Consider the following 12,839-nt stretch of genomic DNA (forward strand, 5'->3'; position numbering starts at 1 on the left):
CCAGACCGGCCAGTGCGCGCACTGCCGAGCCGGGGAGCGGGCAGCATGAGCGCGCCGGCCAGCAGGCATGATCTGGCGCCCACCGCCGGCGAGCACCGCGACATCGCCTATCGGCTGGAGCGGCTCACCGAGTTGTGCCGCGCGCTGGGCAGCCAGCGCGACATTCCCTTGTTGCTGGAACGCATCCTGCTGACCGCGCGCGACATCACCCGCGCCGACGGCGGCACGCTTTACCGCACCACTGAAAACGGCGAGGCGCTGTGCTTCGACATCTCGGTCAACCAGACCTTGAAAATGCACCAGGGCGGCAGCAGCGGCCAGGCGATTTCCATTCCCGACATCGCCCTGACCCTGCCCGATGGCAAGCCCAACTTGGCAGCCGTGGCGGCTTATGCGGCCAACACCGGGCATTCGGTCAACATTGCCGATGTCTACCAGGCCACCGGTTTCAATTTCAACGGCATGCGGCTCTTCGATGAGAAGTATGGCTACCGCTCCCAATCCATCCTGACCGTGCCGATGCAGGACCACGAGGGCGAGCTGGTGGGCGTGCTGCAGCTCATCAATGCCATCGACCCCGAGACCGGGCAGACCGTCCCTTTTTCCGAGACGGACCAGCATTTCATCGAGGCCTTGGCCGCGCAGGCGGCCATGGCGATGACCAACCAGCAGCTCATCGGGCGCCTGGAAAACCTGTTCGAAAGCCTCATCAAGCTCATCAACATCGGCATCGGCGAGAAGTCCCCGCACACCGGCCGCCACTGCGAGCAGGTTCCGCAGCTGGCCATGATGCTGGCCGAGGCCGCGCACAATGCCACCGAAGGTCCGCTGGCGGACTTCCGCATGACCGATGCCGACCGCCGCGAACTGTGGCTGGCCGCGCTGCTGCACGATTGCGGCAAGATCGGTACGCCCAGCCACATCGTTGAAAAAGCCACCAAGCTGGAAACCATCTTCGACCGCATCCACCTGGTCGATACCCGTTTCGAAGTCCTCAAGCGCGATGCCGAGATCCGCGTGCTGCAGGAAAAGCTGGCGCTGGGTGCGTCCCTGACGCCGGACAAGGCGGCCGAGCTGGATGCCGCCCTGGAGGCCGAACGGCTGCAGCTGGACGAGGAGCGCAACTTCCTGCGCCGGATCAACTTCGGCAACGAGGGCATGCGCCCCGAAGACCAGCAGCGTGTGCTCGACATCGCCGAGCACAGCTGGCGTGGTCCCGATGGCCAGGTCCGCAAGCTGCTCGATGACGAGGAAGCCGGCAACCTGCGCATCCGTGCCGGCACCCTCAACGATGCCGAGCGCGCCATCATCAACAACCATATCGTCATCACCATCCGCATGCTGGAGTCGTTGCCGTGGCCCAAGCAGCTGGCGCGCGTGACCGAGTTTGCCGGCGGCCACCACGAGCGCATGGACGGCAAGGGCTATCCCAAGGGATTGACGCGCGAGCAGATGTCGGTACAGGCGCGCATCATGGCGGTGGCTGACATCTTCGAGGCCGTGACTGCCGCCGACCGTCCCTACAAGCGCGGCAACACGCTCAACGAGGCAGTGGACATCCTGGCCGGATTCAAGGCACGCAACCACATCGACCCCGACCTGTTCGACCTGTTCGTGCGGGAACGCATCTATGAGAAGTACGCCGAGCAATTCATGCATCCCAGCCAGATCGACGAGGTCGACCTGTCGCGCATTCCAGGCCATGGCGGCTGAAAGCGCAACAGCCGACGCAAGCTGGGTTATGCTGATGGCTTCATAAAGTTTCCCTTCATTGCAGACGCCGTCGCACGTGCGCCGGCGCATCAAGGAAAAGCATCACGTGTCCCAGGCAGTAACCCGATTCCCCGTTCCCGCTCGCCCACCCGCCAGTTTCCTGCGCCGTCATTGGCGTGGCGATTATTCGCTCGGCCGTTCTTACTGGCTGCATACCGTCCTGCTGACCTCGCTGGTACCGGCCCTGGCCATTTCCGTGCTGGCGCGGCTGACCAACGACATGCCGGCGCGCTACGGCATGGCCGGCGTGCTGGGCATTGCGGCCTTCAGCTACCTGGCCTGGACCTGGGGCGTGTGCGGCTGCTGGCGCTCGGCCAGCAAGCACGTGGCGCGCGGCGGACGGCGCTGGGCCGAGGTGGTGGTCAAATTCCTCATCGTGTGCGGCGCCATCAGCATGGCCACCAGCACCTGGCGGGCGGCGCACTCGCTACGTGAACAACTCGACATTGCGCTGGGCAAGCAGCTGGGCCCGCCGGTGGTGTACCAGGTGCGGGTGGATGGCCGGTCGGTCTTGCTGCAAGGCGGCATGAACGATGGTGCCGCCGATGGCCTGGAGGCCGTCCTGCAGCAGCATCCGTCGGTGCGCACGGTGGTGCTGTATTCGGCCGGCGGCTGGGTGCGCGAAGGCAAGCTGGTGGGCGACGTGATCCGTCGCCACCGGCTCAATACCTATGTGGAGCAGGAGTGTTCCTCTTCCTGCACGCTGGCCTTCTTGGCCGGCCGCGACCGCGCCATGGATCCGCGCGCGCACATCGGTTTCCATACGCTCTATACCGTCGGCGGCGATGACCGCATCAACAAGAGCTTCGACCGCAAGCTGACCTTCGACACCTACGGCAAGCTGGGCTTGCCGCATGATTTCATCGAGCGCATCGCCGACACGCCGGCCGCGCAAAGCTGGTATCCCGAACTCGGCCAGCTCCTGCAGGCAGGCGTGCTGACCCGGCTGGCGCCGGGCGGCGAGACTGCCCAGCTCGCCACCATCGCCACGTCGCGCGACGTGCTGGAGGCCGAATTCAAGAAGGGCGCCCTGTTCGACATCATGGCGCGCTATCACCCTGCCGACTTCGCCCGCACCATCGACCTGGCCTGGGCCCGGGCGCAAGCCCATGCGTCGGATGCCGAGATCCTCGCTGTGGGCCGCGAGCAGGTCGGACTGTTGAGTCGGCGCCTGTTGCCCATCGCTTCTGACCAATCGCTGGCCGAGTTCCAGCAATTGCTGCTGGACGAAGCCGTGGCCCTGCGCGGCATCAGTGCGGCGGCCTGCACCGAACTGATCTACCCGCGCTCGCGCGCGGAGGCGGTGGCCGGCCGCGAAGCCCCGCAATCAGCGTTGCCGCAGGAGTTCGCCAACCGCGAGCAGGTGATGACGCAGCGCCTGCTGCGTGACGCCGACCCCGCCAATGCCGGCCGCTACAGCCTGGCCGAGCGGACCCGCGTGATGCGCAAGGCGCTCGCGCCGCTGACCCAGGAACAATTGAAACTGCTGTCGTCGCCATTGCGGCGCCAGGCCGATCCCGATGCCACTTGCGACGCCTCCATTGCCTACCTGCGCGCGGTCAACCAGTTGCCTCCGGACGAACGGCGCGTGGCGCTGCGCGTGCTGTATTCGCGGGAATGAGCCTGGAAAAGCGCACAGGGAGCCATTTTGCTGCAATGCGGTAAAATAGCGGCTTCACTCCTGCCCGCTGCAGGGCATGCCTCGCGTGAGTTGCCAGCGCGGCATCTTGCGGGCCATTCCTTGCTGTCCCGTAGCGGCCGCCTTGCCTTCTTGTGCGGCGGCTGATTTCCTGCTGATCTTGTTCATGACGACCATCGCCCCTACCACATCGCGCCTGCGCGACCTGCGCCAGAACGTGCTGGCCGGCCTCACCACCTCCTTTGCGCTGGTGCCCGAATGCATCGCCTTTGCACTGGTGGCGCAGTTGAACCCGCTGATGGGGCTCTATGGCGCTTTCTTCATCTGTACCATCACGGCCTTGTTCGGGGGCCGGCCAGGCATGATTTCCGGGGCGGCCGGCTCGATGGCCGTGGTCATCGTGGCCCTGGTGGTCCAGCACGGTGCACAGTATTTCCTGGCCACGGTGGTGCTGTCGGGCGTGATCATGCTGCTCTTCGGCGCGCTGCGGCTGGGCAAGCTGGTGCGCATGGTGCCGCACCCGGTGATGCTGGGCTTCGTCAACGGACTGGCCATCGTGATCGCGATGTCGCAGCTGGAACATTTCCGCGTCGAGTCGCCCGCCGGTCCGCAATGGTTGCAGGGCGGGGCGCTGGCCATCATGATCGGCCTGACCCTGGCCACCATGCTGATCGTGTGGCTGCTGCCGCGCGTGACCAAGGCGATTCCGCCGGCGCTGGCGGCCATTCTCGGCGTGGGCCTGGTGACCTATCTCAGCGGCCTGCACACCCGCACCCTGGCCGACATGGCGCAGATCGCCGGTGGCCTGCCGCCGCTGCACTGGCCCAGCGTGCCGATGAACCTGGAGACGCTGCGCATCATCGGTCCCTATGCGGTGCTCATGGCCATCGTCGGCCTGCTGGAAACCCTGCTGACTTTCAACCTCACCGACGAGATCACCGCCAGCCGTGGCCAACCCAACCGCGAATGCTTGGCGCTGGGCGCGGCCAACATCGTCTCGGGCCTGTTCGGCGGCATGGGCGGCTGTGCCATGATCGGCCAGACCATGATCAACCTCGGCTCGGGCGGGCGCTCGCGTCTTTCCGGTGTGGTGGCGGGCGGGATGATCCTGCTGTTCATCCTCTTCCTGTCCCCGGCCATCGAGCGCATTCCGCTGGCGGCGCTCGCGGGCGTCATGTTCGTGGTGGCGCAGGAAACCTTCGCCTGGGGTTCGCTGCGCGTGCTGGGCAAGGTGCCGCGCAGCGATGCCCTGGTCATCATCGCGGTGACCATCATCACGGTGCTGACCGATTTGGCCGTGGCCGTCCTCTGCGGCATCGTCATCACCGCGCTCAACTTCGCCTGGCAGCACGCGCGTGAAATCCGCGCTGATCGCCGCGACGAGGCCGATGGCAGCCGTACCTACCTGCCGCAGGGCACACTGTTCTTCGCCTCCACCACGCACTTCCTCGACCTCTTCGATACCGCCAACGATCCGCAGCAGGTGACCCTGGATTGCCGTCATCTGCGCCTGGCCGATCACTCCGCCATCGCAGCCGTACAGACTTTGGCCGAGCGCTACGTTCGTGCCGGCAAGACGCTGCGTGTGGTGGCCTTGTCGCAGCGTTGCAGCCAGTTGCTGGAACGCGCGGGCTTGCCGCAGGTAGCGTAAAAAAGCCCGCCGGCGCACACAGACATGTGCGCGGGGCGGGCGAAATACCACGGGAAAAAGTTTTGGGCAGCGGCCCGCATTTCAGGATGCGGGCCGCTTTCGCATGGGGCTTACAGACCCAGGAAGTCCATCTTGCCCAGCTTCACGCCCTGGTGGCGCAGGATGCCGTAGGCGGTGGTGACGTGGAACAGGAAGTTGGGCAGGCCGAACACGGTCAGGTATTCCTGGGCGGTCATGGTGCGCTCCTCGCCGCGCAGCTTCATGGTCACCGGGCGTTCTTCCTGGCCGTCAACGGCTTCGGGGGTGACCGTTTCCAGGAACAGCAGGGTCTTGTTGATGCGCGCCTGCAGTTCGTCAAAAGTGGACTCATCATCCGCAAAGGCCGGTGCGGCTACGCCTGAAAGGCGGCTGGCGGTGGCCTTGGCGGTATCGCTGGCGCGCTGGATCTGCGCCGACAGCGGGAACATGTCTTCGTACAGGCGGGCCGACAGCAATTGCTGCGCATCCAGCTGGTGTTGGCCAGCATGCTGCTCGGCCTTGTCGAGCAGCGTGGAAAGGGTGTTCAGGCCGCGGACCAGCAACGGGATGCTGGCCTCGTAAAGGGTGATGGTCATGGTGATGTCTGGTTGGCTGCGTTGAGTGGGCCGGACCTGCCGCAGGAGCACAGGTCCGGCATGGACTTACCTGGATGAGGAAAGCTGTGTCGCCGGTCCACCCCATCCGCCGCCCAGGGCACGGATCAGGTTGACTGTTGCGCGGGCACGTTCGCCATCGAGCGTGACCGAGGCGCGCCGGGTCTGCAGCACGGTCCGGTCGGCATCGATGACGCTGAAGTAGCTCACCGCACCCTCGCGGTACTGCGTGTGGGAGAGCTTGGCTGCGCGCGAGGAGGCGGCTACGGCTTCATCCTGGGCGCGGTTCTGGTCGTCCAGGATGCGCAGGTTGGCCAGGTTGTCTTCCACTTCGCGGAAGGCGTTCAGGACCGTGCCGCGATAGGTCGCCACTTGCTCTTCATAGCTGGCGCGCGCGCGATCCACACCGGCCTGGCGGCGTCCGCCATCGAACAGCGGCATCGACAGCGCGGTACCCACCAGCGGGCCCAGGAGGAAGGTGCGGCTGGACCAGTTGAACAGGTCACCCAGTTGCGCCGACTCATAGCCCAGGCCACCGGTCAGGTTCAGCGCCGGGAAAAAGGCCGACTTGGCCACGCCCACGCGGGCATTGGCGGCGGCCATGGCGCGTTCGGCGGCGGCGATGTCGGGGCGGCGCTCCAGCAGCGTCGAGGGCAGCCCGGCCGGCACCGTCACGCTCAGTCGCGTCAGCGGTTGCGGCGGCAGCGAGAACTCGGCCGGGGTGCGGCCCAGCAGGATGGCCAGGGCGTGTTCGGCGGTGGCGCGCTGGCGGGCAATGCCCAGCGCTTCCGATTGGGCCGAGGCCAGTTCGGAACGGGCGCGGGCCACGTCCACTTCGCTGATGTCGCCTTCATCGAAGCGGCGCTGCACCAGACGCAGCGATTCCTGGCGCAGTTCGACGGTGCCGCGATAGAGCTCGGCGGCAGCGTCCAGTTCACGCACCTGGAAGTATTGCTGCGCGACGTCAGCCTGCAGGGCCAGCAGCACCGAATGGAACAGCGCTTCTCTGCGCTGGGCATCGGCGGTGGCGGCATCGACGGTCGAGGCGACCCGGCCGAACAGGTCGACTTCGTAAGAAACGTTCACCTGAGCACGATAGAGAGTGAACGGTTGTGTGTTGGCATCGGCCGGCAAGCCTTGTGAGGCGGGCGACGGGCGCTGACGGGTCGCACCGACCCCGGCATCCACCTGCGGGAAGTAGCCCGAACGCGCGTCGCGGGTCAGGGCGCGCGCCTGGCCCAGGCGTGCGGCGGCCGCCTTGAGGTCCTGGTTGGCTTGCTGGGCGGTGTCTTCGAGGGCGTTCAACTTGTCGTCGCCGAAGATCTTCCACCACTGGCCACGGGCGATGTCTTCGGCCGGTTGCGCGGTCTTCCACTGGCTGCCGTTCTCGCCGGTCTGCGGCGCAGGGGCGGCTTCCTTGAAGGCGGCCGGGGTGTCCACCGCCGGACGTTCATAGGTCGGGGCCACCGAGCAGCCGGCCAATACCAGCAGTGCCGCCAGCAGGGCCGAGCTGATGCGCACGGGGCGCAGCAGGCGGCCGATCGAGAGAGATTGGTTCATCATTTTTCTTGCTCCATTCATGGGCCGATCCGCAGATCAGCGATCATCCTGTGCGCCCGGTGCAGCGTGGGCGATGTGGGTGCCGGCAGTCATCGGGGCTTCGTGGTGCGAGGCCGAATGCAATGCACGGCGGTCGATGGTACGCAGCAGGACGTAGAACACGGGCGTGAGGAACAGGCCGAAGAGGGTCACGCCCAGCATGCCGAAGAACACCGCAATACCCATCGCATGGCGCATTTCCGAACCGGCGCCGGAGGAAGTCACCAGCGGCACCACACCCATGATGAAGGCGATCGAGGTCATCAGGATCGGACGCAAGCGCAGGCGGCTGGCTTCGATGGCGGCTTGCACGGCAGTGCGGCCCTGCATCTCCAGTTCGCGGGCAAATTCCACGATCAGGATGGCGTTCTTCGCCGACAGGCCCACCAGCACCATCAGGCCGATCTGGGTGAAGATGTTGTTGTCGCCACGGGTCAGCCACACACCGGTCAGTGCTGCCAGGATGCTCATCGGCACGATCAGGATCACGGCCAGCGGCAGGGTCAGGCTTTCATACAACGCAGCCAGCACCAGGAACACCAGCAGCACGCTGATCGGGAACACCCACACGCCTGCATTGCCGGCCAGGATCTTCTGGTAGGTCAGGTCGGTCCACTCGAACTTGATGCCGCGCGGGAGGGTGGCAGCGGCCACGCGTTCAGCCGCAGCCTGTGCCTGGTCCGAGGAATAACCCGGGGCCGGACCACCGTTGATGTCGGCGGCGGTATAGCCGTTGTAGCGCACCACCATTTCCGGACCGAAGGTCTGCTTGACCTTCACCACGGAGGACAGCGGCACCATCTCGCCGGCATCGTTGCGGGCCTTCAGTTGCGCGATGTCCTCGGCCTTGGCACGGAAGGGCGCGTCAGCCTGGGCACGCACCTGGTAGACGCGGCCGAAGCGGTTGAAGTCGTTCACGTACAGCGAACCCAGGTAGATCTGCATGGTGTTGAACACGTCGGTGACCGGAATGCCCAGCTGCTTGGCCTTGACGCGATCCAGTTCCACGTCCAGCTGCGGCACGTTGATCTGGTAGCTGGAGAACATCGGGCCCAGCGCCGGTTCCTTGGCGGCAGCCTTCATGAAGGCTTGCGCGGCCTTGTCCAGTTCAGCGTAGCCCAGCGCATCGCGGTCTTCGATCTGCATCTTGAAACCACCCAGCGTACCCAGGCCCATCACCGGCGGCGGCGGGAAGACGGCGGTGAAGGCTTCCTTGATGCCGCCGAATTTCTTGTTCAGCGAGGCAGCAATGGCGTTGCCTGACAGTTCCTTGCTCTTGCGTTCCTCGAAGGGCTTCAGGCCCACGAAGACGATACCGGCCGAGGAGCTGTTGGTGAAGCCGTTGATGGACAGGCCGGGGAAGGCAATCGCACTGGCCACGCCCGGTTCCTTCAACATGATGTCGCTCATCTTGCGCATCACTTCTTCACTGCGGTCGATCGAGGCGCCATTGGGCAGCTGTGCGAAGGCGACCAGGTATTGCTTGTCCTGGCCCGGCACGAAGCCGCCGGGGACGATGTAGGACACGCCCAGCGTCGCCGCCAGCAGCACCACATACACACCCATGGTGGCACCCTTGCGCTTGATCACGCCGGTGACGCCATGACCGTAGTTGTCGGAGGCACGGTTGAAGAAGCGGTTGAAGCGGATGAAGAAGCCACCCAGGAAGCGGTCCATCTGGCGCGTCAGCCAGTCCGGCTTGTCGCCATGGCCCTTGAGCAGCAGGGCGGCCAGGGCCGGGGACAGCGTCAGGGAATTGAAGGCCGAGATGACGGTGGAGATCGCAATGGTCATCGCGAACTGCTTGTAGAACTGGCCGGTGAGGCCAGTCATGAAGGCCAGCGGCACGAACACCGCCACCAGCGTCAGGGCAATGGCGATGATGGGGCCGGAGACTTCCTGCATGGCGCGATAGGTGGCGTCGCGCGGCGAGAGGCCGGCACCGATGTTGCGTTCCACGTTTTCCACCACCACGATCGCATCATCGACCACGATACCGATGGCCAGCACCATCCCGAACAGCGACAGTGCATTGATGGTGTAGCCAAAGCCCAGCATCAGCGAGAAGGTACCGATGATGGAGACCGGCACGGCCAAGAGCGGAATGATGGAAGCGCGCCAGGTCTGCAGGAAGATGATCACCACGATCACGACCAATGCAATGGCTTCCAGCAGGGTATGCACCACCGCTTCGATGGAGGCCCGCACGAACTGGGTCGGGTCATAGACGATGCTGTAGCTGACCGAGCTGGGGAAGTCGGCCGACAATTCCTTCATCGCCGCACGCACCTGGGTCGAGACATCCAGCGCATTGGCACCGGGCGCCTGGAAGATGGGGATGGCCACGGCCGGCTTGTTGTCCAGCAGCGAGCGCAGGCCATATTCGGAGGCAGCCAGTTCCACGCGGGCGACGTCGCCCAGGCGGGTGGTGGCGCCATCGGGCGAAGCCTTCAGGATGATGTCGCGGAATTCGCCTTCAGTCTTCAAGCGACCCTGGGCGTTCACCGACAGTTGCAGCGGTGTCTCCGGCGAGCTGGGCGAGGCGCCGATCACACCGGCGGCCACCTGCACGTTCTGCTCGCGGATGGCGCGCACCACGTCGGTGGCGGTCAGGCCGCGCTGGGCCACCTTGTTGGGATCAAGCCAGACGCGCATGGCGTAGTTGCCCGAACCGAACAGGCCCACTTCACCCACGCCCTGGATACGCGCCAGGCGGTCCTTGACGTTGAGGACCGCGTAGTTGCGCAGGTAGGTGGTGTCGTAGCGGTTGTCGGGCGAGGTCAGGTGCACCACCATGGTCAGCGTGGGCGAGGATTTGAGCGTGGTCACGCCCAGTCGCTGCACGTCTTCCGGCAGGCGCGGCAGGGCTTGCGAGACGCGGTTCTGCACCAGCTGCTGGGCCTTGTCGGGATCGACGCCCAGGCGGAAGTTGACGGTGATGGTGAGGTTGCCGTCGCTGTTGGCCTGCGACTGCATGTAGAGCATGTTTTCCACGCCGTTGATCTGCTCTTCCAGCGGCGAGGCCACCGTTTCAGCGATCACCTTGGGGTTGGCGCCGGGATACTGCGCGCGCACCACCACGGAAGGCGGCACCACTTCCGGATATTCGGAAATGGGTAGCTGCAGCATGGCCAGCACGCCGCCCAGCAGCAGCAGTACCGACAGCACGCCCGCAAAGATCGGGCGGTCGATGAAGAATTTTGAGATATTCATGTGGGTTCCTTGTCAGTCGTCAGGATGCAAATGCCCTGGCAGCGGGCCTTGCAGCCCCTGCGACTTGTTCTTCCTTGAATGCGAGAGCGCTGGTGCGGATCAGGCCTTGCCGGCCGCAGGTGCCGGTGCGGCTGTCCCGTTCTGCGCCTGCATCGGTACCACCGTCGGGGTGATGGGGTCACCCGGGCGCACACGCTGCAGGCCATTGACCACGATGCGTTCACCCGGCTGCAGGCCCTTTTCGATCACCACCAGGCCGTCATGGCCAGCGCCCACCACCACCTGGCGGTAATTGGCCTTGTTGTCCTTGTCGGCCACCATGACGAAGCGCTTGTCCTGGTCGGTGCCGACGGCCTTTTCGTCAATCAGCACGGCCTGGTGCGGCTCGCCGCCACCCAGGCGCACGCGGGCATACAGGCCCGGGACCAACTGGCCATCGGCGTTGTCGAAGATGGCGCGTACGCGGATGGTGCCGGAGGCCGTGTCGAGGCGGTTGTCGACCGAACCGACGCGGCCCTTGCGGGAGTAGCCGTCTTCATTGGCCAGGCCCAGTTCCACTGGCACGGAGGTGCCGGCGGCGCGCGCCGGGTTCACGTACTTCAGGAAGCTTTGTTCATCCACGTCGAAGGAGGCATAGACCTTGGCCACCGACACCAGCGTGGTCAGCGGGGCATTGGCTGCACCCGGGTTCACCACGTTGCCCACGGTCACCTCGGCGCGCGAGATGCGGCCCGAGACCGGTGCGGTGATGCGGGTGTATTCCAGGTTCAGGCGGGCCGCGCGCAGGGCGGCGCGGGCGGCGGCGACATTGGCCGAGGCTTCGCGCGAGGCGTTCTGCTTTTCTTCGAAATCGCGCTTGGCGATGGCGTTGTCGCCCAGCAGGCGCTGGCCACGGGCCAGGTCGGAGGCGGTATAGCCGGCACGTGCCTCGGCGCCGGCCAGTTGCGCTTCGGCGCGGGCGACTTCGGCCTCATAGGGGCGCGGGTCAATGGTGAAGAGCACGTCGCCCTTCTTGACCAGGGCGCCATCCTTGAAGTGCACGGCAGTCAGGGTGCCGCCGACCAGCGGACGGACCTCGACGCGATCGACCGCTTCGATGCGGCCCGAATAGGATTGCCAGTCGATGATCTGGCGCTGGACCACCTCGGCCACATCCACCGGAGCACCGGCCGCAGCAGCGGCCGGTGCAGTGGAGGCATTGGCCGACAGGCCCACCACGGAGATGGCGCCACCGACCGAGATGGCGATGACGGCCACCACCGTGGCGGTGAGAGCGAAGCGTTTGCGCAGGGGAGCGGGAGTATTCATTTTCTTGTCCTCAGAGTGAAGTGGAGGGGTGAAGCGGATGCGGCAGGAATTCAGGGAGCGCGACATCGCGTCGCAGGGTGGCGAAGCGGCAGCGCAGGAAATTGACGATCTCGGTCAGCAAGGGCAGGTGCGTGCGCAGCGCTCCATGGGTGATGCCCACGAAGCGCGACACCTGCGTCGGTACGCCCGCGAGGATCAGGCTGGAGGCGTATTTCTCGGCCTCCGGACAAAGCACGTCGCGTTCGGCCGTGGCGATGAAGGCCGGCGGCAAGCCCGCCAGGCGGCTCACTTCCAGCGGCGCGGCGTAGGGATGCAGGCGCTGCATGGTCTGCGGCAGGTACTGGCGATAGCTGGCCGCGCAAGTCTCGGCGGTGACGTCCGATTGCAGGCGGGTGGCATCGCCCAGCAGGCGCATGCTCGGGTCCAGCATCGGGCTGATCAGTACCTGGGCGGCCAGGGGTTTGCCGCAGCGATCGCGGGTCATCATCGTCAGGCTGGCCGCCAGGCTGCCACCGGCGTCGTCACCGGCCACCACCATGCGGTCCAGGTCCACCTTCAGTTCGGCGGCGTTCTTGCAGGCCCAGGCGGCGGCCGCGAAGGCGTCTTCGGGCGCGGCCGGGAAGGGCTTGGCCGGCGCCAGCGCATAGGCGACCGACAGCACCACGGCCTGGTTGTGCTGGGCCAGGAAGCTGGCCGGGGTGTCGGCGTCATCCAGCGAACCACTGGTGAAACCGCCGCCGTGGAAGTACAGCACCAGCGGGCGTTTTTCGCCCTTGGCCAGGGCGACAGCGGGCTGGTACAGGCGCACGGGGATACGTCCCAGCGGGCCGGGAACGAAGAAATTGCGGATGTCCAGCGGAGAGGAACCTTGCATGATGAGCGCCTGGGCCGAAGCCACTTGTCCAAGAATGAGGCGGATTGTGCGCCACAGCAGGGTCTCGAATAAACACCTATAATCCAACAACACTGTTCGGTAAGTCTGAACAATCAGGACGATCAATTCGTTCACTTTGCTGATCCTTTC

At 65.6% G+C, this 12,839-nt stretch carries 8 protein-coding genes; 3 read left to right on the forward strand and 5 right to left on the reverse strand.

Annotated features, from left to right (window positions below):
- The first annotated feature begins 45 nt into the window (after nucleotides 1-45).
- The 3 genes from FYB76_RS06170 (at nucleotide 46) to FYB76_RS06180 (ending at nucleotide 5,063) form a co-directional block, all read left to right on the forward strand.
- Nucleotides 46-1,713: an HD domain-containing phosphohydrolase gene (locus FYB76_RS06170; RefSeq protein WP_154133031.1), complete on the forward strand. Its 1,668-nt coding sequence runs from the start codon at nucleotides 46-48 to the stop codon at nucleotides 1,711-1,713.
- A 106-nt stretch (nucleotides 1,714-1,819) separates the two neighbouring features.
- A complete protein-coding gene (locus FYB76_RS06175) occupies nucleotides 1,820-3,394 on the forward strand; it encodes a hypothetical protein (protein WP_187697685.1) in 1,575 nt (524 codons plus the stop codon).
- 184 nt (nucleotides 3,395-3,578) lie between these two features.
- Nucleotides 3,579-5,063: a SulP family inorganic anion transporter gene (locus FYB76_RS06180; protein ID WP_195724582.1), complete on the forward strand. Its 1,485-nt coding sequence runs from the start codon at nucleotides 3,579-3,581 to the stop codon at nucleotides 5,061-5,063.
- Nucleotides 5,064-5,173: 110 nt separating this feature from the next.
- Here the strand turns inward: FYB76_RS06180 and FYB76_RS06185 are convergent, their stop codons facing one another.
- From FYB76_RS06185 to FYB76_RS06205, 5 genes are all read right to left on the reverse strand, one after another.
- Nucleotides 5,174-5,677 (reverse strand): DUF1993 family protein, encoded by a 504-nt coding sequence (locus FYB76_RS06185; RefSeq protein ID WP_154133034.1) that lies wholly within the window; start codon nucleotides 5,675-5,677, stop codon nucleotides 5,174-5,176.
- Nucleotides 5,678-5,743: 66 nt separating this feature from the next.
- A complete protein-coding gene (locus FYB76_RS06190; protein WP_154133035.1) occupies nucleotides 5,744-7,258 on the reverse strand; it encodes an efflux transporter outer membrane subunit in 1,515 nt (504 codons plus the stop codon).
- A 33-nt stretch (nucleotides 7,259-7,291) separates the two neighbouring features.
- Nucleotides 7,292-10,507, reverse strand: a complete 3,216-nt coding sequence (locus tag FYB76_RS06195; RefSeq protein ID WP_154133036.1) for an efflux RND transporter permease subunit — start codon at nucleotides 10,505-10,507, stop codon at nucleotides 7,292-7,294.
- A 99-nt stretch (nucleotides 10,508-10,606) separates the two neighbouring features.
- Nucleotides 10,607-11,815, reverse strand: coding sequence for an efflux RND transporter periplasmic adaptor subunit (locus FYB76_RS06200; protein ID WP_154133037.1), 1,209 nt, complete (start codon nucleotides 11,813-11,815; stop codon nucleotides 10,607-10,609).
- A gap of 10 nt (nucleotides 11,816-11,825) precedes the next feature.
- Nucleotides 11,826-12,689 carry an alpha/beta hydrolase fold domain-containing protein gene (locus FYB76_RS06205; RefSeq protein WP_195724583.1) on the reverse strand — a complete coding sequence of 288 codons (864 nt, stop codon included), beginning with the start codon at nucleotides 12,687-12,689 and terminating at the stop codon, nucleotides 11,826-11,828.
- Nucleotides 12,690-12,839 lie beyond the last annotated feature (150 nt).

The sequence above is a fragment of the Herbaspirillum sp. CAH-3 genome, from assembly GCF_009668275.1.
GTDB classification, from domain to species: domain Bacteria; phylum Pseudomonadota; class Gammaproteobacteria; order Burkholderiales; family Burkholderiaceae_D; genus Herbaspirillum; species Herbaspirillum aquaticum.